The sequence below is a fragment of the Opitutaceae bacterium genome, from assembly GCA_041395105.1.
Taxonomy (GTDB): Bacteria; Verrucomicrobiota; Verrucomicrobiia; order Opitutales; family Opitutaceae; genus B12-G4.
In genome coordinates this window covers 97428-123643 of record JAWLBB010000002.1, presented here as the reverse complement: position 1 = coordinate 123643, position 26216 = coordinate 97428, and the positions used below count along the sequence as shown (strand labels likewise).

The window sequence follows — 26216 nt, the reverse complement described above, 5'->3', positions numbered from 1 at the left end:
TGTCTCCCGAGCCCTGCCGCGAAAGGCTTGTCAGGTGTGCCCCGCTCAACGATGCCCGCCCGTCGGATCAGAGGCTGTAGCGGACAGTGAGTAGAAGCATGCGTGGTTCGGCCACTGTGATCAAGCCGCCGCTGGTCATGCCAGCCTGGATGTTGGCATTGAGGAGATTGTGTGCGGCGAGTCCGACCGACCAGGGGGTCCCCGGCCATCGGGTGTTTATCGCCAGATCGACCGTGGTGGCGGAATCGAGTGACCGGGTGTTCAGGGGATCTTCGAACTGACTCGATGAATGGTTCAGCCGAACGGATCCGTCGGCCGACTCTGAAGGCCGCCAGTTCAATTCGAAGGCAAGCCGGTTGGCGGGAGCCTGGGAAAAGGAAAGGCCCTCGAGGGCAGGCTGGGTTGGTGCTGTTTCAAACCGGGTTTCAGTATGAACAAAGTGGATGTTCCCGCTCAGGTTGCGGGTGAAGTCGGCGGACAGTCGGAGTTCGCCACCGAGGGCACTCGAGCGTTCGACGTTTTGGCGCTGGCTGCCGGTGCCTCCGGCCGGGACAAATCCGAAAATCGGATCAAAGACGGGTCCGGCCACCCGGAAGACATTGGTGATCATGTCGTCGAGCCGGTAGGCGAACGCCCGGACATCCGCTCTGATGGGTGAGGACCCGTCGAAGGAGAGTCCCCACTCCAGGCCAAGAGTCGTTTCGGGCTGAAGTCCGGGATTTGATTCGGTGAGGTCATTGCCGACCCGGAACGGGCGGTAGAGTTCATTCAGGGTGGGGGAGCGGAATCCCCTGGACAGGCGAAGGTCTGTCTTCCAGTCCCGGGCAATCTTGACTTCCATTGCCAGCCCAAGAGTCGGCTCCCAGCCGGAAGTGTCCGTGTATTCGGCGTCACTGAGGATGACGCTGGTTTGCAGGTCCTTTTCCCGTCGGAAGCCATCGCTGCCGCGCCAGTGATCAATTCGGAGAGTTCCCTCGAAACTCAGCAATGGGGAGGCCTCATAACGCAAACCCGCGAACCCTCCGGCAAAAAGTTGTCGCCCGCCGGCGGATCGATCGCGGGTGAAACCCTGTCCCAGATTCCGGAACATCTCGTTGACCTCGCCGTCGACCGTTCTGAGGTCAATTCCGGCGAGAAGGTTCCATTTGTCGGTGATGAGTCCGCCCCAGCTCAGACTGGCGCCTCCGGCATCCGCAGGAACGTCATATTGGTCAAGGGCGGGTTGCTCGGCCGTCCTGTCTTCATTGACCGAGGTGAAGACGTTTCGAATTCCCCGGCGCTGAAAAAAAACGGTGGCCTGCCAGGTGGAGTCCGGACCGCTTGCGCCATTGATCTCGATTGAGAGGTCGGAACCGGTGGAGTCGTTGCCGGAAAGGGCCGTCCCGTTGCCTCGTTCCTCCCTGAAGATAGAGATCGCGGCGTTGACCCTGAGAGTATCATTTGGGTGATGCTCGATCCGGGCGCTCGCCGTGCCAAATCGGGACCAGGCCTTTTCATCGACCGGCCCTCTCTGTCTCGCGGCCACCGGCACATACCCACCCGTGGTGAAAGCCGTCCCGTCGACTGCGAAGGTCGTCCGTTCATTGACCGGAAAGACCTGACCGGCCGTCAGTTGGAACGTCTCGAGCGATCCGGCCTCGACGGTGATCCGCCCGGCCCGTTCGGAGAGCGGTTCGGGGGTCAGGCTGATGACCCCTCCGGAAGAAAGGTTGCCCCAAGCCGCCTGTTGCCCGTTCGCATAGAGGCGGATGGATTTCAGTCCTTCGAGGGGCAGTCGGTTCCACTCGATCCAGCCCCCGAATGGGTCATTCTGGGGCACCCCCGCGAGCAGGACCAGAGCCCGCGAGGTCGCATTGGTCGCGGTGTCACGAAGGCGCACCCCCTGGGTCGTTGGGTGGGCGGTCAGGCCTGTGGTGCGGCGGTAGGTCGAAACGGTGGGATTTTTCTTCAGGAGGCCATCCAGTGTGACCGGCAATTCGAGGTCGATCCTCCGCTTTGACCAGGTTGGTTGCCCGATGGCTCCGCCATTTCCGGCAAATGTCCGCTCGGCGACGACCACGAACGGATCCAGGGTCACGGTGTTTTCGGCTGCCGTTGACTCTCCGGTCACTGACTGGCCTCGGCCTTCCGGGACCGAAGCCAATGCGAGGGCAAGGGCAACGAACCCGACAGGGGCGCCGTTGATGCGCGACAGGCGCAGAACTCGAGCGGGAATATCGATCATGCCGGGAAATTCGGAGGGAATCTGGTTCCGATCGGCGGGTTGCGCAACCCCCGCAGTGTTCTTTCGCTGACCCGGTCTCCCCGCATCCGCATGAAATCACGCCTTTGGGCGGCAACGTCCGACAACCAATCCCAGGCGAGGCAACTCCGCGGGTTCCGGCGATTCAGGCGGCACAACAGGATTGACACAGAAAACGCGGTGTGAAACCTCGGTCCCTTGCCTGAAAGTGGTGGCTGTAGCTCAGTTGGTTAGAGCACTGGATTGTGATTCCAGGGGTCGCGGGTTCAAGTCCCGTCAGCCACCCCACTTTTGGAAGAGAAATCGGAACTGTCGACCCCGAAAACCACAGAGTTTTCGGGTCCACACACAACGGTCCAAAGCCATTCTACTGTCGTAATTTCGTCTTCGTCCGCTTCTTGACCTTACATCTCCAGTTTCGTCCAATCCGGCAAAAAGATGCTGTGCGGAGGTCAAAATAGCCTGATTCTCCGATGAAATCTCAACCGTTCTGACTCCACGCGATCGGAGAACCACAGTCTTGTCTGCTCTGTTATGCAGCCGGGCTAGCCGGAAAACCGCGACCCGTCGGGATGACCGGTTTGCATCATGACCTCGCCAAGCCGGCGTTTCATCTTCGCGGCGAGGGTCGGTGAATCCTGAATGAGGTTGTGCAGTTCGTGGGGATCGGTGTGGTGATCGTAGAGAACGTGCTCTCCGCCTTCGCTGTAGATATAGCGGCCATCATAGACGCCGTCCCACCCTCGCATGCCCATGGGCAAGGCATCGTGAAGTTCTTGGGATTCGCCCCGGCAGTGTGGGGCCATGCTGCGACCCTGCCACGAAATCGGTGCGGACAGGCCGGCCAGGTCGACGATGGTTGCCGGGAGGTCGGGGGAGCCGATCAAGGCTTCTGTGCGCTGGGCCCTTACTCGGCCGGGCCACCGAATCATCGTCGGCACGCGGAAAGCGGTGGCATAAGGCTTCCACTTTCCTCGTAGTTTTCCGTGGCTGCCGAGGACATCGCCGTGATCCGAACAGTAAAGAACAATGGTGTTGTCAGCGACCCTCATCTCTTCGATTCCGCGCAGAATGCGGCCGATCTCATGGTCGATGGCAGTGACTTGGGCGTAATACACCCGCAGTTCCTGGCGAAGGCGGGCTTCGTCCGGGAAATTCCGCTTTTGTGCAGGGGAGAGCGTGAAACTTTCTGGATCATAGCGATCGAGAAACTCCCGTGGGCATTGGTTCGGTTTGTGAGGTGGGCCGTAGCTCGCGTAGAAACACCACGGCTGTGCCTCCTCGCGATGACGCTGGATGAAGTCGAGCGTCATGTCGGTGTGCCACGCCGGTTCCCAGTCGTAACCAGGTACGCGGACCTTTTCCCCGGCTGTGTTGTAGCGGAAGACATCGAAATATTCGTGATTGCGCTCATAGCCCCACCATTCGCGCCACCCCTGGCGGCGGGGGCCCGTCGGAATATAGCCACCGGGGTTGTCGGACGGATCACCGCCATCGAGGTGCCATTTGCCGATGTAACCGGTATGATAGCCACCTGCCTGGAAAACTTCGGCCAGGCAAGGGAAGCCGGTCCACAGGCGGACGCCGTTGGCATCAACACCGTGGGTATGCCAGTAGAGTCCAGACTGGATCGAGGCGCGACAAGGACTGCACACGGGACTGTTTGCCACCGCACGGGTAAAGTAGGTGGACTCGGTGGCGAGCTGATTGAGATGAGGGGTTTGCACCTGCCCATGGCCCGCGCAACCGAGGATGAATGCGCTGTGTTGGTCGGGCTGCAGGATGAGCACATTCGGCCGCCGACTCGGCGTGGAGGCGGAGGCGGCTTGGACTGACGGAACCAGACCCGCGGACAAGGCCGTGGCGGAGACTCCGAGTCTGTGCAGGAAATTGCGACGTTTCATGGAAGTCAATGGGGCAAAGAGACAGGCATCCCCTTTCTGGAGGATGCCCTAGGCGGGGCGAAAGGCAAGGGTTTCGGCATCAGCCTGTCCCTCCCACCAATTACGTCCGGTGCTGGGAGAAGGGGAGGTTTGGCACTGCGTTGCAGTATGCCGATCTGATGCCGTAGCGCAAAACTCTCGAAGGCCAGTTTTCGACGACTCAGCACGGCGGAGATCAGGGTCCCGAACAGCGTTGCAATCATGCGAGTTGTGGTGGTCCAATACGGATGCATGTTCGATTCCTTCGACCGGGACGCGGTTTTTGGAAGGCACAAGCGCGCAGATGGGGAATCGTCAGCTTCAGGGCGAAGCGCCGTAAGGAAGGTGAGCCAATTCGCGTCAACCACCCCACCAAAGAAGGATGGAGTCAGAAATAGGAAGGCAGAAGCGCCGATCGCTCTACCCGATTTCCTGCGTTGATTGCACTAGCCCACGTTCGACAGCTACGGGAGTAGCTTTGTGGATTTGCAAAGGTTTACGTTTTCGATAGGTCGATTTTCTCCACTACATTTTTGGCCTTTCTGGGGATTTTGAGTCCGAGACGAACCAAGATTTCAGCTGCGAGGGCTAGAGTCTGGCTACGATTCGCAACCGGGTTTGAGTGCCGTCTTTGATCGGTAGGATAACGTCCATTGAACGGATGTTGGCGATCTCCTTGATGACCTGTCGGAGCAATCGCCCAGCCCCTTTGCCCTCAGCCACATCTGCAGGGCCCTCCACATGGCCAGAGCGATGAAGCAGACGAAGACATGCGCCTGCACGCGCGTCTGTATCTGGTGAAAGACAGGGCGCAGGCCCAAGTCGCTTTTTCTGGTTCGGAAGGCGTCCTCAACCTCGGTGTTGTGGATATACCAATGCCAGAGTTTGCCTGGATCTTATTCGGTGCAGTTGGTTCGCAGCAGATAGGCTCCCTGGGCCGTCCCGGCCCAGTCGAGTTTGCTTGGGTCCTTCTTGATCTCCAGGCCGGCGGCCTGGCCCTTTTCGAGGATGACTTTGACCTCGAAGATTTTCTCGGCGGCGGTGCTTCGCCCCAGCCATTTGCCGATTCGCCGCTCGGTCAGGTCAGGTCGCGTCGAGGGCTTCTTTCGCAAGGAAGCATCGATTTGGAGCAGCTTGTCCTCCAGGCGATGCAGCTGTGCGTGCAACATGGCGGCCTCTTTGTGATGACGGCTCTGGCTGCGGCCAAGCACGTGGCGTTCGTTGCCCCGGGAGTCGGGATGGGCGATGAGTCTGACTTCGACACTCCGGGTTCGACCTGGTGCCAGTCGTTGCTTTCAAGCAGGTGTTGCTCAACCGCCTTGAGCTTGCTCTTGGGCGTGCCCACTATGCAGACGGCGTTCTTCTCTCGCAGGTAATCGAGATTGTCCGCGCTGACCATTCCCCGGTCCATGACCCAGATACGATCGGCAATGCCGTATTTGTGCTCCATCAACTCGACAATCTACTCGACGGTGGTGACGTCGCTTCGGTTGCCGGCAAACACTCCGAAGTGGATGTCTGGATCATCTGGTGTTATTTGGTGAGCGATCACTGGTGAAAGCGCTCAGAGAATTCGAGAAGCATTACAACAGTGAGCGTAACCATCAGGCACTCGAAAATCGGATCATTCAGCCAGATCCACAAGTGTTTGAGGGGCAGGGCGCTGTCCACTGTGTGGAACACCTGGGAGGGTTGCTGAAGTTCTCTTGAAGGAAGGCAGCCTGAGATTCACCCAGAATTCCAAATTCCTTCGGATCCTGTACCCATTTTCGGGATGGGCGGGTCTCCACCGCGATGAAGGGAAATCAATTCAAAGGCCCGTGTCATCTGCCCCGGATGCAATGGTACTGCTGGCAGTTGCTGCAGGAAGCCGATGGCGGATTTGAGACCGGCTAAGGTTTCGCTTTCTCAGAATGCCGAGAGCCGGAATACGGCTCGTATCGAAAAATCCGGTGGTATTTCATCCTTCGGTCAGCCTGTTGAAAGGCAGGATCTCAGGAATCGTCATTCAGGATGCAATGAATCCATCGGGGATGCATTCCTTTCGGGCAGGGTTGTGTCCCGTCCTGGGATCAATATACCGATTTTCAATAGTTTATGAACCTGTTTCTTATGCGGAGACAGGTTTGTTTTCGTCCCCTCGGGGATCCCACTTCATGAGGTTTGTTTGGAGGCGTGAGAAGAAAAATGGTGGGGATCGGACAACCGGAAACGGTTTGGCCCTAGATAACCCTGTCCCGCGGTGGGCGGCTCTGGATCTCGCCGAGGCGTTCGATGATCCCGTCAACCGTCCGGTCGAGTGCCCCGCGTCCGGCATTCGCCACTTCCCGGGCCCTTTGACCCATGGCAAGGCGTTCTCCCGGAAAATCGAGCAGGCTTGAGATGGCGGGTTCGAGTTCGTCCATGGTGGAAACCTGAATGAGCGCATCCTCTTTCAGAAAGTGGGGAAGAATGGACTTGAACGTCTCCATCCTGGGTCCGGTCAGGATCGCCTTCCCGAGAACGGCGGGCTCGATGGGATTCTGTCCGCCCCCTTCGATGAAGCTTTCCCCGACAAAAACGATGTCGGCTTCGCCGTAAAAACGGCGCAGTTCACCGATGGTGTTGACGATCAGGCAATGGGGTGAACCGGAGATGTCGGGCGGTGTCTCGGGGAGTTCTGTTCGCTTGAGAATCCTGAGGCCCATGGGTTTGAGCTCACGGGCCACTTCGTTGACCCGTTCAATGTGTCGGGGAACGAGAATCAGGAAAAGATCCGGGTGCCTCTGCCTGAGGGAGAGAAAGGTCTGGGCGAGCAGGCGTTCCTCGCCGGCGTGGGTGCTTCCCCCGAGAATAACCGCTGCATTACGCGAAAGACCGATTCCGTCGAGCAGGGCCCGCACATCCAGTTCGCAATGGTCCGGTTCGGCGGCCGTGTCGAATTTGGGGTGCCCGACAACGTGGATCGCCTCGGACCGGAATCCGAGGCTGCTCAGGCGCTGTGAATCGGACACATCCGCACAGAAGATACGGTCAAACGAGGCGAAGAGGGGGCGGAAGAGGAACTCCACCCGCCGGTATCTGCGTGCTGCCCGTTCAAGGATGAGGGCATTGACCAGCAGGACGGGGATATTGGCCTCCCGGGCCTCCCAGAGGAGGTTGGGCCAGAAATCGGCTTCAATCAGGATGATGGCCCTGGGTCGAAGATCGGCCATCGTCCGTCGAACGGCCGACCGCAGATCGATCGGGTAGTAGATGGGAATGACATCTTGGGGCAGCTTTTTTCGCAGCTCGGCCATTCCGGTCGTCGTGGTCGTGGAAATCACGATTTTGAGCCCGGGCAGACGGGTGCGCAGGCGGGCGATGATCTGAATGGCCAGGTTGACCTCGCCCATGCTGACAGCATTGATCCAGATCACCTCCCGGTCGGCCCATTGGCCTTTCAGCTCCCTGTCGTGGAATCCAAGGCGTTGCCCGAAGCCTTTCCTCCACTGGCCCCGTTTGAGCATCTTGAGAATGAGGAAAGGAGAAGCGATCAGCAGGAGGACAGCGAAGAGCAGCTGATAGACGACGCGGACAACGTCGTTGCGGGCCGGCGATGCGGCGGATTCTGCTTTCCTCTCCGGTTTGGCCATGAGCAGAGATGAAAGCGATCCCTGCCCGCCCCGCGAGGCTTAACTGTTCGAGCCGGGTCGCTTCGTTCGTGGAGATCCCGGGGCAACTTCCTGCTGGCAAAGCAGCGACGAGAACCCTTTACTCCCGGGCTTCTAGACAGTCGTTGTGACCGGTGTTGCCCGGTTGAAACCCAGACAGATCAAGGAAAGACAAAATGCCAGGATTCGAGTGGTTTGGAGATGAAGAACGGGCCGAGGTCAATGCGGTCCTCGAGTCCGGTGTGCTCATGCGTTACGGATTCGACGGAGTCCGCGGTGGTCGCTGGCCGGCTCGGGAGCTGGAGGCGGCGCTTTCCGAGAAGCTGGGAAGCAACCATGTCCATCTGGTCGCGAGCGGCACTTCCGCCGTGTCCACCGCATTGGCGGTCTGCGGGGTGGGGGCGGGAGACGAGGTCATCCTCCCACCATTCACCTTCGTAGCCGATCCGGAGGCCGTGCTCCTGGCTGGTGCAGCACCGGTATTCGTGGATATCGATGAAACCCTCTGCCTCGATCCCGAGGCGGTCGAAGCGGCAATCACGGAAAAGACGAAGGCGGTCCTTTGTGTTCATATGTGCGGGTCCATGCCCCATCTTGACCGAATCAAGGCGGTTTGCGATCGCCATGGTGTCACCCTGATCGAGGATGCCGCCCAGGCCTTTGGCGGATCCTGGAAGGGGCGGGCACTCGGAACGATCGGTCGGGTGGGCTGCTATTCCTTTGACTACGTCAAGACCATGACCTGTGCGGAGGGTGGGGCCATCGTGACCGACGATCCCGCCCTTTACGATGTGATCCAGGCCTATGCGGACCACGGACACGACCACAAGGGCGTTGATCGTGGCGCCGACCTTCATCCGCATATTGGAACCAATTACCGGATCAGTGAGCTGCACGCCGCGGTGGGTCTGGCCCAGCTGCGCAAGGTCGACCGGATGATCGAAACCCAGCGCCGCAACAAGCAATACCTCAAGGACGGTCTTTCCGATCTTCCCCGGGTCCGTTTTCGCGAGATCCCCGATCCCGATGGCGATTCCGCCACCTTCCTCTCGTTCATGCTTCCGACCGAGGCCGAGACCCGCGAAGCTTCGGCCCGATTGGGGGCGGCCGGAGTTGACGGTTGTTTCTACTACTACGTGAACAATTGGCACTACCACACCAAGTGGGATCACTTCAAGAATCTGACCAGTCCCGCCTTGCTGCCGGTGGCCCGGTGGGAGCCCGAGCGGGAATGGAAATCACTTCACCTCCCGAAGTCGGATGCCATCATTTCGCGCAACATCTCGATGTTAATCAAACTCTCCTGGACCGAGGAGCAACTGGCGGACCGATTGGCGAAAATGCGGGCGATTCTGGCCTGATTGGAGCGCCCCGCTCACCGAGCCGTCATGGGAAAATCCGTTGCCATCATCGTGCCCGCCCGGGTCGCCTCGACCCGGTTCCCCAAGAAGCTGCTTCATGAAGTCGCGGGCAAACCGGTCATCCTCTGGACGGCCGAACGGATCCGCCGCGAAGCGCCGGAGTATCCGCTTCATTTCGCCGTCGACAGCGAGGAACTCCTGAAACTGCTCGAGCGCGCCGGTTTCGATGCCGTCATGACCGATGTCGACCACACCTGCGGAACGGACCGGATCGCAGAGGCCAACCGGGAGATCGGTGCGGACCAGGTCATCAATGTCCAGGCCGACGAACCCCTGGTGACGGGCGGACAGATCCGCCAGCTGGCGGCACTCATCCAGGAGGACGTCGAGATGGCCACCCTCGGAACACCGTTGCTGGAGGAGGCGGATTACTTCAACCCGAATCACGTGAAGTGTTTTTCCGATCGCGATGGACGGGCCTTGATTTTCTCGAGAGCTCCCGTTCCGCACTTCCGCGACCGCAACGGAGGGTTTGACCGCGAGGCCGCCGCCGCCATTCCCCTGCTCATCCATCTCGGGCTTTATGCCTATGATGGCGCTTTTCTTCAGCGATTTGCCACGATGCCGCCGGGTCGCCTTGAGCAGGTCGAGAAACTTGAAATGCTTCGCGTGCTTGAGGCGGGTTATCGTATCCGGATGGGGGTGACCCACGATGCCCTGATCGAGATCGACACCGCCGAACAGGCCGCCGCCTTCGAATCGGTCGTCAAACAGCAGTTTTCCTGAAGGCCCCCTTTCCCACCCACCTGATGAATCCAAACTACAAGAACCTGCGGGTCGTCCCGCAATTGATTTTCGGCCGCGGCAGCGTCCGGCAACTCGGAGATGTCCTCTCGACCAGGCGAACGGACGCGGCCACGCCGACTGTCTTCCTGATCGACGATGTGCTTGAGGACAGGGACTGGGTCAAGGCCCTGCCGTTCCTGACCCGGGACCAGGTCATCTTCGTCAACTGCGATGTGGAGCCGAAGACGAAGTATGTCGATGAACTGACCCTGCGGGTGAAGGATTTCTCCTCCCGCATGCCGGATGCGCTCGTCGGGATCGGCGGTGGCAGTACGATGGACCTGGCCAAGGCGGTTGCCCTCATGCTGACCAATCCGGGCTCGGCCGCGGACTATCAGGGGTGGGATCTGGTGAAGAACCCCGGTATCTACAATGTCGGGATACCAACCCTGGCCGGAACCGGTGCCGAGGTCTCCCGGACGACTGTGCTGACCGGACCGGTTCGGAAATTGGGCATCAATTCCGATTTCACTCCATTTGATCAGATCATCCTCGATGCCGACCTTATTGCCGACGCCCCGAGGGATCAGCGATTCTACACCGCGATGGACTGCTATATCCATTCGGCGGAGTCGTTGAACGGCACCTTCATCAACGAGTTTGCCCGGGCCTTTGCCGAGAAGTCCCAGGAAATGTGCCGGGAAGCCTTTCTGGGTGATCTCAGCGACGCGGTGGCCGATGAGAAACTGATGGTCGCCAGCTATTTCGGGGGATTGAGCATCGCCTATTCCCAGGTGGGAGTCTGCCACGCGCTCAGCTACGGGCTCTCCTTTGTCTTCGGAACCCGCCACGGGGTGGGCAATTGCATCGTCTTCGATCAGTTGGAGGAATACTACCCGGAAAACGTGCGGGAGTTTCGCCGGATGATCGAGCGTCACCACATCACGCTTCCTCGCGGGGTGACGAAGGACGCCACCGAACACCAGATGAGTGAGATGATCCGGGTCGCCCTGAGTCTTGATCCGCTCTGGCAGAACGCCCTGGGGCCGAACTGGAAGGACCATATGACGCCGGAGCGCGCGCGAGCTCTCTTCGAGCGGATGTGACCGATCTGCTGATGGAGAAGAGACGAGGCTTTGTCTGCCCCTCCTGGCTGGCCAGACCGGCCTACTTCCTCTTCAGCGCGATTGTCTTTCCATTGGTGCTGGCTTTGGGTTGGCCGTTCCTTCTGCTGAAGGAAAAGCGGCGGAAGACATTGCTGCCGCGCCTGGGATTTCAGCCGTATCCGAAAACTGATGTCGATGGGCCCGGTCCGGTCTGGATCCATGCGCTTTCCGTGGGCGAATTGCTCTCGGCCGTGCCCCTGATCGAAGGACTGCGCGCCCGGCTTGGAGACGCGCGTCCGATCGTGGTCTCGGTGTCGACCTTGAGCGGTCGGTTGATCGCCGGGAAGAGGCTGGAAGGAAAGATCGACGGTCTCTTTTACTTTCCCTACGACACCCCGTTGGCCTACCGGCGTTGCTTTTCGCGCATCCGGCCCGACCTCTTCGTCCTTGTCGAAACGGACGTCTGGCCCGGATACCTCAGTTTCTTCAGGTCCCGCGGTATCCCCTGCGTGCTGGTCAATGGGCGCCTGACCGAGAGGTCTTTTTGTTCCTTTGCGCGTTGGTGGAGTCTGTTTGGTCCGGCCTTTGCAGTCTTTCGGATGATTTACCCGCAATCCGTCCGGGAGGCTTCGAGGTTCCGCGACCTGGGAGTCGGGCCCGACCGGTTGGGCCGGCCGGGCAATCTCAAGTTTGATGCCAATGGTGGTTCGGTCAGCGAGGATGGCGGCCGGTCTCTGCGCAAAATCCTCGGGTTTGAGCCCAATGATCGGATTCTCATCGCCGGCAGCACCCATGCAGGGGAGGAACGCACACTTCTTGAGGTCTTTGCACGGCTGCGAGGGGAGGTTGATGGGTTGAAACTGATCCTGGTGCCGCGGCATCCGGAGCGGGGGCTGGAGGTCAGGGATATCTGCCGGGCCAGTGGGTTTGAGGTCGCCCTGTTGACCGATCGCCGGATCGAGCGACCGGATGTCGTGGTGGTGGACCGGCTTGGATTTCTCGGTCGTTTCTATCCGTTGGCCGAGATGGCTTTTGTCGGAGGGAGCATTGTGCCCAAGGGGGGGCAGAATCCGATTGAGCCGGCTCTGGCCGGCAAACCGATCGTATTCGGGCCGGACATGAGCGACTTTCCAGATATTGCTCCGGAATTGGTTGAACGGGGCGGGGCGCGGGTGATCACCGATGGTGACGCCCTCCACAAGGTGATGCTGGACTGGCTGATGCACCGGGACGAAGCGGCTGAAGCCGGCGCGAAGGCGCTGGAAGCGGTTGAGGCCCATCGCGGCATCACCGATCATCTGGTGGAGGAGCTCGTCGAGCTTCTTGCCGCGACCTCTTCGGCTTCAGGTCGTACGGTTTATTCTGGCCCCGGGAAGAGTCCGGACTGAAGGTGACGAATGCGAAGCATGTTGGATCGCCTCGTTGTCATTCTTGCCCGTTTCCTCTTCGAGAGCCTGCGCGCCCTGCCGCTCCGCGGTGCAGCGCGTCTCGGCCGATTCTTCGGCGGGATGGCCCATCTGGTCGACCGCCGGCACCGAAAGGTGGCCGTGACCAATCTCACCGCGGTCTTCGGAAACGAGAAAACCCGGAACCAGATCGCGGCACTCGCCAGGGAGAACTTCAAGAGGATCGGTGAGAGCTTTGTCTGCGGAGTCTGCACTGCCGGAATCAGTCCGCTCGACCTGGACAAGATTCTTGAGGTGGATGGAGGGGAGAAACTGCTGGAGGTCGGTGAAGATGGGCGGTCCCCCAGCCGGATTCTTGCCCTCGGCCATTTTGGCAATTTCGAGATTTTCGCCACGGCGGCGCATCGTCTGCCCGGCATGCAACTGGTCACCACCTACCGGGCGGTCAAACCCGCTGCGCTCAACGATCTCCTGCTCTCTTATCGTCAGAGTCTGAACTGCGTTTTCCTCGAGAGAACCCGGGATGCGGCCAAACTGAAGTCCATGCTCAAGGCGGGTGGGGTGGTCATCGGACTGCTCAGCGATCAGAACGGGGGGCCGCGCGGCATCAAGGGCCCTTTTCTGGGGGTCGAATGTTCAACTTCCGCCGCCCCGGCGGTATTTGCCCGTCGTTTTCACTATCCGTTTCATGTCGCGGTCTGTTACAGGACCTCACTGGCCCGTTGGCGGATCGAGATCAGTGATGCCATCCCCCTGCTGGAAAATGGCGGGATCCGGACGGCGGAGGCCATCACTGCCGACATGAACCGGATCTTCGAAGAGGCCGTGAGACGCGATCCGGCCAATTGGTTCTGGGTGCACAACCGCTGGCGGCTTGTGGCCTGATCGAGGTATTCCCATGGCACCTCGGGTTTGGATTCAATTGTGTCTTCGACCCACCTTGGTGGCATTCGGGTCCGGTTTGATTCCGGTGGGCTGGTCGGAGGAGGGTGGGAGTTCGGAGCTGAAGTTTGACCGGCAATTGGAGGACGTTGCTCCGGTGGCGGAACCGGCCGACCCACACGCGGCTGGTCCGGTCGTCATCAAGTCGACCGTGACTCCCGAATTGCCGACTTCGCCTGCCCCGCCCCCGGTACCGGAGATCAGTTCCTATTGGCGTTTCCGCTGGATGGGTTGGGACGGGATTGCCTTCGAGATTCAGGAAAACACCTCCATCCCGAATCCCCCCGCAATGGAGGAGAAGGAAATCCTTTCCAAATTCTCACGATTCTCGGTCGATCGCGTGAAATTCACCGCGAAGATCGGGATGCGGATTGATCTGGATCTCGCCACTTTCCTGAACGGCGGAGATGCCGCGGACCTCGGAACCCGGATGGAATTGCGGCGTTTCCGGATTTTGACCAAAGGCGACTTTCTTCTTCTCTTCCCTTTTCTTTATCAGTTGGAATTGGGTTACGTCCCACATGCGTTCTATGTCGAAAACATGTATCTGGCTATGGACCAGATTCCCATTCTTGGCCAGGTCAAGACGGGTGGATTCAGTGCACCCATGGGTTTTGAAAACATGGTCAGCAGTCAGTGGCAGACCTTCATGGAGTTGGACTCGGCCAGTGCGGCCCTCACCCCCGGAATCGAGCCCGGCGTCCAATTCAATCGAACTTTCAGCAACAATCGGATGACCTTGACCGGGGGACTCTTCGCCGACGGCCTCACAAATGATGCCAGCAGCGCATCCAGCGATTATGGACGGCTGATCGGCCGGGTGACCTGGTTGGCCCGGGTCGACGAGGGTGATGACCCGGACCGATCTGCCGGTCTCACCCATTTCGGAGCAAGCGTGAACTGGATCAAATCCGGAAGCAGCCAGATCCGCTATCGGGCGCGTCCGGAGGCTCACGCCGCCCCCTACGCCATCGATACCGGTGACATTCCGAGTGACTCCGCTGCGACCGTCGGCCTGGAATTTGTCCATCTGCAGAATGGTCTTCTGCTCCAGACGGAGGTCTTCCATTCCAAGGTCGATCTCGACGATGCTCCCTCCCTCGGTTTTTTCGGCGGGTATGTATCGGGCTCATGGATCATTTCCGGCGAGCGCCGGACCTATGACCGGAAACGTGGCGTCTTTTCATCCGTGGCGCCATCGAGGGAATTCTCCTGGAACGATTGGAAGGATACCTCTTGGGCGTTCTCCATACGTGGTTCCTACACGGATCTCTCGGATCATTCGATCGACGGCGGTCGAATGCTTCTCGGCACGGTTGGTCTGACCGCTTATCTCCAGGACAGAATCCGGGTGAAGCTGAACGTGGTGGCTGGGAACTCCTGGACCGAGACGACCACAGCCAGGCATCTCGCGATCGAAACCCGGCTCTCCATCGACCTCGGACCCTAGACCTTGTCCTGTCCTGACGTTGGTTCGCCCCATCTGATTTTCGCTTTGCAGCCGGGTCGCGATTGGGCATGGTCAGGATGGTTCTGCCCCGCCTTTCGCCTCAACGCCTCGCTCCGATTGCCATGACCAAAGGAATCACTTCCCGGCTTTCACTGATGATGTTCCTCCAGTTCTTTGTCTGGGGAGGGTGGTATGTGACGATCGGCAACTATATGACCGCTGCCGGGATGACCTCGGTTACCCATTGGGCCTATACGGTGGGCCCGATCGCGGCCATCCTCTCGCCCTTCTTTCTTGGTCTGGTGGCGGACCGCTTTTTTCCCGTGGAAAAGGTTCTCGGGATCATGCACTTGATCGGGGGGGCCGCACTGATAGCGACTCCGTCTTTTGAGAAGCAACCGGCCCTTTTCATTCTTGGTCTGGGGATTCATATGCTCTGCTATATGCCGACCCTCGGGCTGACCAATTCCCTCGCCTTTCATCATATAGAGAATCAGGAAAAGCAGTTTCCGCTCATTCGGGTCTTCGGCACGATCGGCTGGATCGTGGCCGGCATCCTGGTCAGTGCCGTCCTCAAGGCGGATGCGACCGCTTTGCCACTGCGCGTGGCAGGTGGGGCGGGCATCCTACTTGGATTGTTTGCCTTCTTTCTGCCGCATACCCCGCCTCCCGCTGCCGGGACGGTGATCCGCATTCGTCAGATCGTCGGACTCGATGCCCTGGCCCAGCTTCGCGGAAGCTCGTTCTGGATCTTCATCGTCTGCTCGTTCCTGCTCTGCATTCCCCTGGCGGTCTACTACAATTTCGCCCCGATCTTCGTGCATGACCTCGGACTGCCTGCGCCGGCCTTCAAGATGTCCTTCGGACAGATGTCCGAGGTGCTCTTCATGCTTTCCATGCCGTGGTTTTTCCGGCGCCTTGGCGTGAAGTGGATGCTCGCGGTCGGGGCCGGAGCCTGGGCCCTGCGCTATGGCCTCTTCGCCCTTGGGGCGCCCGATGGCACGGCGGCCTTTATCCTCGGAGGCATCGTCCTGCACGGGATCTGTTACGATTTCTTTTTCGTGACCGGCCAGATCTATGTTGATCGGAAGGCCAATCCGGCCATCCGGGCCCAGGCCCAGGGCTTTCTCGTGCTGGTGACTTATGGCCTGGGCATGCTGATCGGCGCCCAGGCCTCGGGACTGATCTTCAACTCCTTTCTCGGAGACGCGGTCCGGTTGACGCGTGAGCAATGGACACAGTTCTGGACCATACCGGCTGTCCTTGGGGCAGTCATCCTCGTGGTTTTCGTCGTAGCCTTTCGTGATCGAGCGGTTGAACCGGAGTCGGTTCGTTGATGATTCGATCGGTCCTCCGATGGTTTCCTGCCTGCCGGTTCAGGCAATCTCGTGTGTCGACTTGGTCGGGATCGCCGTCAAGGTAAGTCGGTGGCCGCAGGCCGCACTCGATGAACCCTTTGAACCGCGATTTTCTCCTTGAGACGCCCCTCGCGTCGATCGCGGGCATCGTGGTTCCGGTTGGTGCGTCCTGGGCTCGGTTTGGCCAGGCGCTCGCGATTGAAATCGGAAAGAGGGTGGGCCGGGCGCCTCCGGTCAGCCCTGCGGAGGATGATTTCGATCAGCCGCAGCCTTTTCGCAGTCACCGGATCCTGGTGGGGACCGTGCATACCAACCCCCTCATCGCCTGGCTTTATCGCCGCAAGCACACCCTGGTGGACGATTTCTATCCGGGACCGGGCGGCTGGGTGATCCAGACGGTTCACAATCCGTCGAATCTTCGACTCAATGTCATTGTTATCGGGCTCTCCGACCCGGCGATGATCGACGAGGCGTTGCGGGCGTTTTCCGAGGTGGCGGCAGTTGACGGCGGAGTTCTCGGGTATGTCAACCGGGTTCAGACCCGCTTGGAAGTGCCAAGGCTATCACCCCTCGAGAAGCGGCGCTGGAAGCGCAAAGTGCGGGCGACCTTCAGGGCAAATACCGGGCGTGATGCCCTGGATCGGGGGATTGAGTCGGGCCTGGTCTATGCCTTGACCGGCCATCCGGAATACCTCGAGCTCTTCATGTTCGCCCTCCGCCACTATCATGAGCTCGTCAAGCGGGCGGGAGGAGAATGGGAATTCGAGCACATGCTCTTTCCCTATTCCTGGATCTGGCGCCTGGCCTGGCTTTGGGACATGGTGGAGGAGAGTTCCCTGCTTACCGACGAAGACCGCTTCGAGGGAGTCACCGTGCTGTGCGGTCTGGCCGACTACTGCTCGCGGTTGGTCTACTTCCGTGACCCCTCCTTGAGGACCCCCGCCATCCGGCAGAACCATCCGACTTTTGCCGCCCTCAGTCTTTTCTTTGCCGCCCGGTATGTCCGAGCCCACTATGAGAGTGATGCCTACGGGCAGGAAATGGAGGCGGCACGCCTCATATTCGAGGGACAACGCAACAGCTTCAAGCCCGATGATGATGCCAACGGCTACTGCTGGTTGGTGCCGTCACATCTCCTTCACTACGATCTGGCCCATGATGACCTCAGGTGGATTGAGGACGGTCACCTGCGCGAGGTCTGCGAGTATGCGGAGCTGACCACCGACAATTTGATGGCGCCGGTCGGTTTCGGCGATGTCATCCGCTACTACCCCGCCGGATGGTGCTACGGCTCGTTGCGTTTTGTCCTGACCGCGGCCGCAGCCTTTTATCAGTCAGGGGCCTGGCGCCGCCTGCTCCCGGAGATCCCGCCCAGTGCCTTTGATCTGACGCCACGACATGCGGAGATGGGCAATTACCTGGTGGATTCTGTCGGGCACTATGCGCGTGATCTCAAGGAGGAGGGGCCCGTTCTGTCACCGGGCCTGCAGCTGGCGCGCTTGACCACGGATGCCTACCGTCATCTGGATCGGACCGGCGAGTCCGAGTTCCAGCCATACCGCCCGGAGGGCGTGCGGTCCGACCAGGTGCCCCCGGGCAAGGCATTTGACAAATGTGTCCTGCGGGCCGGCTACGATCCGGACGATGCCTACCTGATCCTGGACGGGGTATCGGGGTTCGTGCACGACCACGAAGATGCCGGCTCGGTCCTGCGCCTGACCTGGAAGAACCGCATGTGGCTGACCGAGGGCGACTATATCCGGTCGCTGCCCAAATTTCACAATTCACTTGTGTCGATCTGCGACGGCCAGGCGGGGCCGCTCCCGAAGCTGGCTTCACTTGAGTTTGTCCACGAACGCGGGGAGGTGCTCTTTTTGCAGATCCGGGTGGCCGACTACAACGGGGTGGACTGGAGGAGGAACATCGTCTGGAAAAGAAACGCATGGTTCCTCTTTGTGGATACGGTCGATTTCCGACAGGAGGCCGATTACGTGATCACGCTGTTCTGGCGTCTGCTCGGAAAGATCCGTTCTTCGGCCCGGTCCACGACTGTCCGGCAGGACGGAGTCCTTTTCCGGATGACCCATGGCGACTCGAGCCTCAAGTCCTTGTCGGACGAACATTCAAGGGTGATCCGGACCCAGGACGGATCCTTCCACCGAGACTATCCCCATGCGACTGATCCGACGCGGGTCCTGCGCCAGGAGCGCCGGGCTCGAGGCGGTGGTCCCGGTTCAGGGCTGGTCTTTTTCAATCTGATGACCTGCGGTGATGCCGGTCAGGTCGGCGCCTGCCGGCTGCAGGGTCTGGCCGACGGTGTTGCCCGCTTCATTCCGGGCCCCGACGACGAGACCTGGACAATCGACGGCCGTGCCGGCATCCGCGCCGGTGACGACGGACAGACGGACCTGATAGTCGTATCTGAAGCCCACTTACGATATGTTCATTGCCGGTCTGTGCGGATCGGTGGACGCTCGGCGACCTTCTCCGAACCGGTCTTTCTGGAGATCGACCGGGCGCGCGGCCGGGCGGTGGTGCTGGGACTTCCCGGATCCCGGGTGTCCGGCGACCTGCTCAAGCCCGTGGGCCTGCTTGCGCAGGCGGAAAGCCATTTCGAGGTCCTGTCGCCCGACGTCGATCCAGAGTATTCCGCCGGGTCGGTCAGACCGGATCCATGCGGTGCTTCGGCGGAAACGTTGGTTCCTGAGGCGGTGGCAGGGGGGGCTGGGATCGCTCTATTGGCGGAACTGGAGCAGGCGGCGTCGGCGGTCGCCTGGTCGGCTTCGCTGGAGCGTCTCTTCGTTCTGGAGGGCAATCGCCGCCTGACCACCATGGATCTTTCCGGCCGGCAGACCGGACTCGCGAGATTGAAGCGACCGGCTTCGGTCATCCGTCCGCTCCGTATGGGTGGGGCCGCCTGCGTGGTGGTCGGGGGCGCCGGTTACCTTGAAATGGTCGACGCTTCCGGTCTTGGCCGCTGGCTGGTGGCTTTGCTCCGGTCGCATTACCGCATCCAGAATGTGAACGATCTCTCGATTGCGGTGCTGGAAGAGGGTGAGGAGCCTTCCATCCTGGCCTGCACCGATGGTTGGCTGGTTCACTGTATCACCCTTTCGGGTCGGAGACGCTGGGTGACGCAGATTCATCACCACGCTGCGCGAAGCATGGTCGTCGGCGATGCCGATGGGGATGGCCGGGCGGAGATTCTGGTGGGGACGGAATACCACACCTCCGACCTGCTTGAGGCAGACGGTGCGATCCGTTGGACGATCAACGGCGGGCCCGAGTTCATTGCTTTGGGTTTCTGTGATCTCGATCGCGACGGCATTCGGGAGTCGATCTATGGCGCGGAAAGCGGGGCGGTCTACGCCGTCCACTCCAAATCGGGCAAGATCATCTGGGAAAGCAATGTGGGCGACCGGTCTCAGGCGGCGGTCATCACGGGACCTGCCAACGAGGAAGGCCTGATCGTGGGGAGCCTCTGTGGCGAGGTGGTCCGTTTCGACGCGACCGGTCGCAAGGTCTGGAGAAGGAATCTGGGAGGCGAGGTTTTCAAGCTGGCGGATCTGCGGCCATCTGACGGCTTGGTCGCTTTCCTCCGCGACGGGAGGGTTGCCTGGCTGGATGGGTCCGGTCGGCTGATCAAGCGGTGGGACCTTGGTTCAACCCTTGTGCAGGTTGAGCCGGAACGGAATCCGCAGACCGGTTTCACCTTCTTCCTCGCCACCGCAGACCGGAGAATCCTGAGAATGTGGATCCAGTGAACCCGGTCGAAAGTCGCTCATCCCGGCTGGCCGAAGTGCGCCGTCCAGGATCGGTAGGCCCGGCAGTCGGCGATCATCTGATCGATGGCGGCAATGAGGGGCTGCGGCTGGATCAGCCCGGAAAAAACCGCGCGGTCGTCGATTTCGTCCCGAATGACGAAAGCGGGGCGCTGGGTCACCTGCAAGTCGAAGAAGTCCCGGGTGGATCTCCTGACCCGGTCCACGACGGCATCGGACCGGGCCGTCGCTTCCAACTCCTCTGCGCTCATTCCGAGAAGCGGGGCCGCCACTGAGGCCGCGACCTCCCATCGTCCGACCTGGAGACCTTCCTCCATGGCCGCAGCAGCGAGTGCGAGTCGGACGGAATCGTCGTGGCACCCATGGTCGCGTGCGGCTTCGGCCACCGCGTTGGGCGCCAGGTATTCGCTGATCCCGGGTTCCCACCAACCACTGTGAAGCATCGGGACACGGCCAACCATCGTGCCGCTACGTCTGTAATACCACTCTTCTTCTTCCCTCGTGCGTGGAAGGCCGGATTCCGGGATGGTGGCGATCCTCCAGTCGAACCTGGCCACATCGCCATATCGGGACTTGAGAAGGGCCCAGGTGGATTCACTGTAAAAACACCATGAGGATACGACATCGAGGTAATAGGTGATGTTGACCATGCCGACTCTCTATCCGACCATCCGTCCGCCGGTCAACATGTGTCGTCGCTGGTCTCCTTCGCCTTGATTTTCGTGGAACGGCCCGGATGACGGGATGAACTCGTCTTGACCATTCTTCTCTGCATACGTTTAAGAGACAACCCCTAGGGGCTTTATCAACAATTCGATCCCATGGACCTGCTTACCAATATACTGATCTGGGCCGGTATCCTGATTGCCGTCGTCGTGGTCGCACTCGCCGTCCATGAATTCATCTGGAAGCCCCGCCAGCAGGGCTTGGATGGAGAAACGGCGCGATCCCCGGCCCCGAGTGCTTCGCCGGCCGTTGCAGCCGCTCCCCAACCGGAACAACCGGCAGAAGACGGAGGGGGAACGGGGTCGATGGTTGCGGATCGTGTTCCGATCGCTGAAGCAGCCGTGATCGAGGGGGACGAACATGCGCCGGCGCCTGCGGTGGTTCCTGCCGAGCAGTTCAAACGGCTGAGCCGCTCCCAGCGATTGGGCCTGGCCCGCCTGACCACGATGCCGGCCTCCTTTGACCGGGTGGCCGGCCTGGCGGTGGCGGCATGCAAGGAAGCGGATTTCGACGCGATTCTCGCCTCCGGGTTGATCCAGACAGATCCCGAGGGTGAACGTTTCACCCTCACGGAACAGGGCCGGACGCTCGGTGCGGAACACCTGACACCGGAGGATGGAGAGCTTGTGCGGCAATTCCATACCGAACACTTTTCCCGATTGGTCGAAAAGGTTCACGCGACCGACCTTGAAGATCGCGAAGCGGCCGTTGAGGGTTTTGAGCTGGTCCAGGAAGAATGGCCGCACCTGCTCTCGGTTCTGGAGCGTCTTTCGCAGCAGGAGGGCAGGGAGCGGGAGTTCCTCAAGTTCTCTGAAGCGGTCAATGCGACCGGGATCTTTCAGACCCGGACCGATGATGGGATTCGATGGTGCACCGGATGACGACGGAAAAGGCCCGGGCGGTGGGTGACCGCGAAAAGGAATTGGACGCGGTCACGAGTCTGGGTTCGATCTACGCCCAACTCGGTCGGCCGCAAGATGCCCTGGATTGCTACTCCCGCGGCGCCGAGCTCTGTCGGGAACTCGGAGACGTCCATCAGGAAGGCAGCTGCATTGGAAATATGGGGCTCGCCTACCAGAACCTCGGACAGCTGGATGAGGCGGAGGCGTGTTTTGAAAAGGTCCTCGTCGTCATGCGGGACGAGGGGGATACCGCGCGCGAGGGATTTGCCCTGGCCAGTCTGGGGCATATCGCGGAGAAGCGGGGAGATTATACCCGGGCCATCGAATTGCACGAAGAACACCTCAAGCTGAACCTCGAGCACGGTAACGAGGCCGGCGAATTGCTGGCGCTTGCCCACCTTGGTGAAGCGCACCTCGCTTCCGGTCAACCGGCCGAGGCGGTACCGAGATTCGAACGCCAACTGAAGCTTTCAGGTTCATCCGGGAATATGCCCTCGGAGACCCACGCCCTGGGCAATCTGGGCCGGTCTTATCGGGCCCTCGGCAATCCCGACAAGGCGGCGGAGTATTTCGCCCGCCAGATTGAAGCCGCCCATCTGCTCAAGGATGCCCAGTCCGGGCTCTTCGCCATGGGGCAACTGGGGCAGTGTCACCAGGACGCAAACCGGACGTGGAAAGCGGTGGAATGCTTTGACGATCAGCTGAAACTGGCCCGACAGATCGGCGACCAGCTGGCCGAGGCGCAGGCCCTGAGAAGCGCCGCGCGGGCTGTCAAGTCTCTCGGCCGTCTGCCGGACGCCATCACCCGGGTCAGTGCCGCGGTCGCGATTCTTGATTCGATCGGGTCTCCCGAAGCCGGGGAAGCTCGGGCCGATCTTGATCAGTGGCGCCAGTTGCAGGGATAAGGCGCCTGCCGAAGATCGGAGAGCTGTGTCGGGTGGCGCATCGCCGTTGTGCCTGTGCGCCAGCGGGTTTCGATGACTTGTTGACGCAAAAGGGCATTGCGTTTCGGGCCGCACCCTTGGTGAAAAATGCTCTCAACTGTCCCTAAGGCCGGGCTGCTTCGGGCCGATGAAATAAGGACAAAGTCAGTCCAGAGAACATCAGCAGTCTGAGAGAAATCGAGAGGGTGGTGGGAGCATCCCACAAGTGAGATGGTCGAATTGGGCGGCCGGACACACGCTGTCTCGAGTTTCCCCGCAACCTCCCCCATCGACATGCCCGCAAATACCTACGAAGCCCTGAAAGCCGCCAACCGCCTGCCGACTCCGCCGGGCGTGGCCATCCGGATACTTCAACTGGTCGAGAACGAGGACACCACCCTCGATGAATTGACCCAGGTGATCAGCAGCGACCCCGCGCTGACGGCCAAGATCCTCAAGTACATCAACTCTCCGATCATGGGTCTGGGTTTCCACGGATCCAGTCTTCAGGAAGCCGTTGCGCGGATCGGAATCCGGGGCACCCAGATGATGGCGTTGTCCTTCTCGCTCATCACCCAGACGCATGCCGAGAGCTGTCCGAGTTTTCAATTCGAGGCCTTCTGGTCGGAGTCGCTCGCTCGTGGAGTGGCTGCCCGGCGATTGGCCCGGGACTTGGGTGGATGGGATTCGGAGGAAGCCTTCATTTCGGGCCTCGTCTGCCGGATTGGCAAACTGGCCCTCTCAATCGGCATGCCGGAAGCCTATGAGCCCATTCTCAGTGGAGCCGTTCATCCGGAGATTCCGCTGGAGCGACGGGAACGTCTTGCCCTCGAGGGCAGTCACGTGGAAATCGGAATCGAATTGCTCCGTGACTGGCAGCTGCCGGAGAAAGTCTGGAAGGCGGCCGAGGGACTGGTTCGGATCGACGATCAGGCGGCGGCCAGCCGTTGCGGCGGGATTCTCCGGGTCGCCGATGCCATCGCGGCCTTTCTCATGATCGAAGGGGGGCACAACGCGGCGGCCATGCAGCGCCTGAGTGGATTGGCTCTGACCGAAACCGGCCTCGAGCCTCCTGCTCTCCGCGCGCTGATGGAAGCCGTCTCTGAAGACTGGAGCGTTTATGGAAAGCTCTTTTCTGTCGACACGCAGAAGGCCCCGGATTTCGACGCGATCGAGCGCGAAGCGGAAGAGCATCGCAACCTCCTTCGCCTCGCGTCCGAGATGGAAGTGGTCAGTCTGAAGTCCGAGAACAAGGAGTTGAGCGAACTGGCCCGCCGGGATCGGATGACCGGAATGCTCAACCGGGCGGCCTTTGATGAATCGCTTCCGGCCGCGGTGGCGGGTGCACGCGATCAGGAGCGTTCCCTTGCGGTGCTTATGATCGATGTCGATCGCTTCAAGAGCATCAATGACACTCATGGCCATCCAGCGGGTGACTCCGTGCTCAAGCATCTTGCGCGAATCCTTGACGACAACGCTCGTCGACGGGACGAAGTCTTTCGTTATGGCGGAGAGGAATTCGTGGTCATCGCCCCGGACTGCTCGAAGGAGGGCGCCGGTTCCATTGCCGAGGGCTTCCGCGCTGCGGTCGAAGCGACGCCGCACGTCGAACTCAAGCGAACGATTCCCCTGACCATCAGCGTGGGGGTCGCCTGGGTCGATTCGGCGCATCTGCCGGAGAATCCCACGGAACTGGTGGAGTTCGCAGATCAACGTCTCTATGAGGCCAAGCATGGCGGTCGCAATCAGTGGCGGATCGACCCGCAGGAGACTGCGGCAACCATGTCCGAACCGGCAGTCTCCTCGGGTGGGGGGCTCTTTTCCCGCCTTCTGGGGCGGAAAGGCTAGGGCTTGCGCGCGATGAACACCCAGGTCGAATTCCGGTCGGGGAAGTTCCCGCCTTATGAAGGCGAGGAGGATCAGATCAACCCCGGGCTCTGGGGAAAAAGGCTGACCGAGTATCTGGCGGCGAAACTCTCTGATCTGGGAATCGAATACGGGGAGATGAACGCGGAAGACTGGGGATGGTACCTGCCGATACGGATCGGAGATGCCCGTCTCGCTCTTTGTTGCGGCCATCAGGATGGCGACGCCGACGAGTTTGTCTGCTTCACCGAACCGAGCACCCCCATCGTGAAGAAGCTCTTCAGGAGAGTGGATGTGACGGCGGAACTGACCCGCCTCACGGAGGCCCTGCGGCATATTCTCTCTTCGGATCCGGATATCAAAGACGTTGTCTGGATCGACCCGGTGTGATCTGATTTCGAGATGGTCGGTCTGGTGCGACTGCAGTACCCGGTCGGACGGTCGCTTCAGTGAGACGGAACGGACATGAAAGCGGATTTCGGAAGAACAGCCTCGGACTACCGCAGTTTCCGCGCGGGTTTTCCCCGCTCCTTCTTCGAAACCCTGGTCGGCGCGAAGATCATCACCGGTCGTGAGACCGTCGTTGACCTTGGGACGGGGACCGGCACGGTGGCCCGCGGATTGGCTTCGTTGGGATGCCGGGTCATCGGGATCGATTCCTCACCGGACATGCTCAACCAGGCTCGGGAGATGGCGGGATCCGGAAGCCCCACAGTCACCTGGCGGCAGGCTGCAGCCGAGGATACCGGGCTCGATGGAGATTCGGTTGATGTGGTCACAGCGGGTCAGTGCTGGCACTGGTTTGACCCGGAAAAGGCAATCCGGGAGATCCGGAGACTGTTGCGTGCGGGCGGACGTCTGGTCATCGCCCATTTCGATTGGTTGCCCTGCTCAGGTAATGTCGTTGAGCTCACGGAAACTCTGATTCGGGAGATGAATCCGGATTGGACGATGGGCGGGGGTTGCGGTGTTTACCCGCAGTGGTTCCGGCACCTGATGGAAGGAGGCTTTCTGGACATCCGTAGCCTGACCTATGATGAACCTATCCACTATTCCCACGAAGCCTGGAGGGGACGGGTCCGGGCCAGCGCGGGAGTGGGCGGGAGCATGTCCGGCGAACGAGTGGTGGAATTCGATCGACGCCACGCCCGCCTGCTCGCCGAGGAATTCCCGGTTGACCCCCTGCTTGTCCCCCACCGGGTCTTTCTCGTCCATGGCCGGCGGCCCGGACAAGAGTCAGGCCTTTGAGTTCTTCTGGACCCAGTCGACCAGCTTTTCGTCGTCCGTTTCGTAGGCCCAGACTGCTCGGAGGAAATCAGCGGGATGGATGTCGTGGACCCGGAAGAATTCACGGTCGCCGCCGCAGCCGTACATCAGCGAGTCGGGCAGTTCTCCGCGCAGACGGGCCCGGGCCTTGGGAATCAACCGCGGCAGCCAGCGGATACCCCGAACCTCCGCGGTCTTTTCCGGCAGACCCGCCTCCTCTTCGACCCGGTCGCCGGGCACGCCTTTCTGGACGTAAAGGAAATAGTCCCGACGCACGCTCGCAATGAGGATGAAGGTCTCGTAGTCGGGCTCGCCGTAACGGATGGCATCGTCGACAAAATCGTAGACTTCCTGGACCTTGGCACCAATTGAATCAAGGAACGCCTTTTCCTTCCCGGTAAAGTAGGTCGAGGGATCCCGGTTGCCTTCCCGGTAAAGCTGTTTGGCCCTATCGTAGAGACACTTCAGGGTCGAGGTGTAGGTGTAGTGACTCATGAGAAACGCGGATTGAATTCGTGTGGAAGACGTTACGGGGGATTTCTGCCA

Annotated in this window: 20 protein-coding genes and 1 tRNA gene; 15 read left to right on the top strand and 6 right to left on the bottom strand. The window is 60.5% G+C overall.

Features of this window, described 5'->3' with window-relative positions:
* Positions 1-67: 67 nt before the first annotated feature.
* A complete protein-coding gene (locus R3F07_07310; GenBank protein ID MEZ5276168.1) occupies positions 68-2224 on the bottom strand; it encodes a TonB-dependent receptor in 2157 nt (718 codons plus the stop codon).
* A gap of 229 nt (positions 2225-2453) precedes the next feature.
* On the opposite strand from R3F07_07310, the gene R3F07_07305 reads away from it, so the two are divergent.
* Positions 2454-2530, top strand: a tRNA-His gene (locus tag R3F07_07305).
* Positions 2531-2787: 257 nt separating this feature from the next.
* Here R3F07_07305 and R3F07_07300 read toward each other — a convergent pair.
* Both R3F07_07300 and R3F07_07295 read right to left on the bottom strand, forming a co-directional pair.
* Positions 2788-4146 (bottom strand): sulfatase, encoded by a 1359-nt coding sequence (locus tag R3F07_07300; GenBank protein MEZ5276167.1) that lies wholly within the window; start codon positions 4144-4146, stop codon positions 2788-2790.
* A 914-nt stretch (positions 4147-5060) separates the two neighbouring features.
* On the bottom strand, positions 5061-5333 hold the full coding sequence (locus R3F07_07295) for a hypothetical protein (GenBank protein MEZ5276166.1): 273 nt from the start codon (positions 5331-5333) through the stop codon (positions 5061-5063).
* A gap of 110 nt (positions 5334-5443) precedes the next feature.
* Between R3F07_07295 and R3F07_07290 the strand changes: the two genes are divergently transcribed.
* A complete protein-coding gene (locus tag R3F07_07290) occupies positions 5444-5722 on the top strand; it encodes a hypothetical protein (protein MEZ5276165.1) in 279 nt (92 codons plus the stop codon).
* Positions 5723-6386: 664 nt separating this feature from the next.
* On the opposite strand, the gene R3F07_07285 is transcribed toward R3F07_07290, so the two are convergent.
* The gene (locus tag R3F07_07285) at positions 6387-7778 is read right to left on the bottom strand and encodes a 3-deoxy-D-manno-octulosonic acid transferase (GenBank protein MEZ5276164.1); all 1392 of its coding nucleotides are present in this window, start codon (positions 7776-7778) and stop codon (positions 6387-6389) included.
* Between the two features lie 194 nt (positions 7779-7972).
* Between R3F07_07285 and R3F07_07280 the strand changes: the two genes are divergently transcribed.
* From R3F07_07280 to R3F07_07245, 8 genes are all read left to right on the top strand, one after another.
* A complete protein-coding gene (locus R3F07_07280; GenBank protein MEZ5276163.1) occupies positions 7973-9157 on the top strand; it encodes a DegT/DnrJ/EryC1/StrS family aminotransferase in 1185 nt (394 codons plus the stop codon).
* A gap of 27 nt (positions 9158-9184) precedes the next feature.
* Positions 9185-9943: a 3-deoxy-manno-octulosonate cytidylyltransferase gene (gene kdsB, locus R3F07_07275; protein ID MEZ5276162.1), complete on the top strand. Its 759-nt coding sequence runs from the start codon at positions 9185-9187 to the stop codon at positions 9941-9943.
* A gap of 23 nt (positions 9944-9966) precedes the next feature.
* On the top strand, positions 9967-11049 hold the full coding sequence (locus tag R3F07_07270; GenBank protein MEZ5276161.1) for an iron-containing alcohol dehydrogenase family protein: 1083 nt from the start codon (positions 9967-9969) through the stop codon (positions 11047-11049).
* An 11-nt stretch (positions 11050-11060) separates the two neighbouring features.
* Complete coding sequence (locus R3F07_07265) at positions 11061-12437, top strand: 3-deoxy-D-manno-octulosonic acid transferase (GenBank protein ID MEZ5276160.1); 1377 nt, start codon at positions 11061-11063, stop codon at positions 12435-12437.
* An 18-nt stretch (positions 12438-12455) separates the two neighbouring features.
* Entirely contained in the window at positions 12456-13340 is an 885-nt protein-coding gene (locus R3F07_07260) for a hypothetical protein (GenBank protein ID MEZ5276159.1), read from the top strand.
* Positions 13341-13353: 13 nt separating this feature from the next.
* Positions 13354-14847, top strand: a complete 1494-nt coding sequence (locus tag R3F07_07255; GenBank protein ID MEZ5276158.1) for a porin — start codon at positions 13354-13356, stop codon at positions 14845-14847.
* A 122-nt stretch (positions 14848-14969) separates the two neighbouring features.
* A complete protein-coding gene (locus R3F07_07250; protein MEZ5276157.1) occupies positions 14970-16184 on the top strand; it encodes an MFS transporter in 1215 nt (404 codons plus the stop codon).
* Between the two features lie 110 nt (positions 16185-16294).
* Positions 16295-19969: a PQQ-binding-like beta-propeller repeat protein gene (locus R3F07_07245; protein MEZ5276156.1), complete on the top strand. Its 3675-nt coding sequence runs from the start codon at positions 16295-16297 to the stop codon at positions 19967-19969.
* Between the two features lie 17 nt (positions 19970-19986).
* Here the strand turns inward: R3F07_07245 and R3F07_07240 are convergent, their stop codons facing one another.
* Positions 19987-20637: a DsbA family protein gene (locus R3F07_07240; GenBank protein MEZ5276155.1), complete on the bottom strand. Its 651-nt coding sequence runs from the start codon at positions 20635-20637 to the stop codon at positions 19987-19989.
* 171 nt (positions 20638-20808) lie between these two features.
* On the opposite strand from R3F07_07240, the gene R3F07_07235 reads away from it, so the two are divergent.
* The 5 genes from R3F07_07235 to R3F07_07215 all read left to right on the top strand — a co-directional run bounded on the left by R3F07_07235 (position 20809) and on the right by R3F07_07215 (position 25652).
* Complete coding sequence (locus R3F07_07235; GenBank protein MEZ5276154.1) at positions 20809-21594, top strand: hypothetical protein; 786 nt, start codon at positions 20809-20811, stop codon at positions 21592-21594.
* A complete protein-coding gene (locus R3F07_07230; protein MEZ5276153.1) occupies positions 21591-22520 on the top strand; it encodes a tetratricopeptide repeat protein in 930 nt (309 codons plus the stop codon). The genes R3F07_07235 and R3F07_07230 overlap by 4 nt, the downstream gene beginning before the upstream one ends.
* A gap of 312 nt (positions 22521-22832) precedes the next feature.
* Positions 22833-24386, top strand: a complete 1554-nt coding sequence (locus tag R3F07_07225) for a GGDEF domain-containing protein (GenBank protein MEZ5276152.1) — start codon at positions 22833-22835, stop codon at positions 24384-24386.
* Between the two features lie 12 nt (positions 24387-24398).
* On the top strand, positions 24399-24794 hold the full coding sequence (locus tag R3F07_07220) for a hypothetical protein (GenBank protein MEZ5276151.1): 396 nt from the start codon (positions 24399-24401) through the stop codon (positions 24792-24794).
* 75 nt (positions 24795-24869) lie between these two features.
* Complete coding sequence (locus R3F07_07215; GenBank protein MEZ5276150.1) at positions 24870-25652, top strand: methyltransferase domain-containing protein; 783 nt, start codon at positions 24870-24872, stop codon at positions 25650-25652.
* On the opposite strand, the gene R3F07_07210 is transcribed toward R3F07_07215, so the two are convergent.
* Positions 25641-26165 carry a DUF5069 domain-containing protein gene (locus tag R3F07_07210; GenBank protein MEZ5276149.1) on the bottom strand — a complete coding sequence of 175 codons (525 nt, stop codon included), beginning with the start codon at positions 26163-26165 and terminating at the stop codon, positions 25641-25643. The two genes, R3F07_07215 and R3F07_07210, sit on opposite strands and share 12 nt — an antisense overlap.
* Between the last annotated feature and the right edge of the window lie 51 nt (positions 26166-26216).

What these genes read in the sequence shown, in the direction of transcription:
- R3F07_07310 (MEZ5276168.1), bottom strand. Translation starts at nt 2,224, where the DNA reads ATGATCGATATTCCCGCTCGAGTTCTGCGCCTGTCGCGCATCAACGGC.
- R3F07_07300 (MEZ5276167.1), bottom strand. Translation starts at nt 4,146, where the DNA reads ATGAAACGTCGCAATTTCCTGCACAGACTCGGAGTCTCCGCCACGGCC.
- R3F07_07295 (MEZ5276166.1), bottom strand. Translation starts at nt 5,333, where the DNA reads ATGTTGCACGCACAGCTGCATCGCCTGGAGGACAAGCTGCTCCAAATC.
- R3F07_07285 (MEZ5276164.1), bottom strand. Translation starts at nt 7,778, where the DNA reads ATGGCCAAACCGGAGAGGAAAGCAGAATCCGCCGCATCGCCGGCCCGC.
- R3F07_07280 (MEZ5276163.1), top strand. Translation starts at nt 7,973, where the DNA reads ATGCCAGGATTCGAGTGGTTTGGAGATGAAGAACGGGCCGAGGTCAAT.
- kdsB (MEZ5276162.1), top strand. Translation starts at nt 9,185, where the DNA reads ATGGGAAAATCCGTTGCCATCATCGTGCCCGCCCGGGTCGCCTCGACC.
- R3F07_07270 (MEZ5276161.1), top strand. Translation starts at nt 9,967, where the DNA reads ATGAATCCAAACTACAAGAACCTGCGGGTCGTCCCGCAATTGATTTTC.
- R3F07_07265 (MEZ5276160.1), top strand. Translation starts at nt 11,061, where the DNA reads ATGGAGAAGAGACGAGGCTTTGTCTGCCCCTCCTGGCTGGCCAGACCG.
- R3F07_07260 (MEZ5276159.1), top strand. Translation starts at nt 12,456, where the DNA reads ATGTTGGATCGCCTCGTTGTCATTCTTGCCCGTTTCCTCTTCGAGAGC.
- R3F07_07255 (MEZ5276158.1), top strand. Translation starts at nt 13,354, where the DNA reads ATGGCACCTCGGGTTTGGATTCAATTGTGTCTTCGACCCACCTTGGTG.
- R3F07_07250 (MEZ5276157.1), top strand. Translation starts at nt 14,970, where the DNA reads ATGACCAAAGGAATCACTTCCCGGCTTTCACTGATGATGTTCCTCCAG.
- R3F07_07245 (MEZ5276156.1), top strand. Translation starts at nt 16,295, where the DNA reads ATGAACCCTTTGAACCGCGATTTTCTCCTTGAGACGCCCCTCGCGTCG.
- R3F07_07240 (MEZ5276155.1), bottom strand. Translation starts at nt 20,637, where the DNA reads ATGGTCAACATCACCTATTACCTCGATGTCGTATCCTCATGGTGTTTT.
- R3F07_07235 (MEZ5276154.1), top strand. Translation starts at nt 20,809, where the DNA reads ATGGACCTGCTTACCAATATACTGATCTGGGCCGGTATCCTGATTGCC.
- R3F07_07230 (MEZ5276153.1), top strand. Translation starts at nt 21,591, where the DNA reads ATGACGACGGAAAAGGCCCGGGCGGTGGGTGACCGCGAAAAGGAATTG.
- R3F07_07225 (MEZ5276152.1), top strand. Translation starts at nt 22,833, where the DNA reads ATGCCCGCAAATACCTACGAAGCCCTGAAAGCCGCCAACCGCCTGCCG.
- R3F07_07220 (MEZ5276151.1), top strand. Translation starts at nt 24,399, where the DNA reads ATGAACACCCAGGTCGAATTCCGGTCGGGGAAGTTCCCGCCTTATGAA.
- R3F07_07215 (MEZ5276150.1), top strand. Translation starts at nt 24,870, where the DNA reads ATGAAAGCGGATTTCGGAAGAACAGCCTCGGACTACCGCAGTTTCCGC.
- R3F07_07210 (MEZ5276149.1), bottom strand. Translation starts at nt 26,165, where the DNA reads ATGAGTCACTACACCTACACCTCGACCCTGAAGTGTCTCTACGATAGG.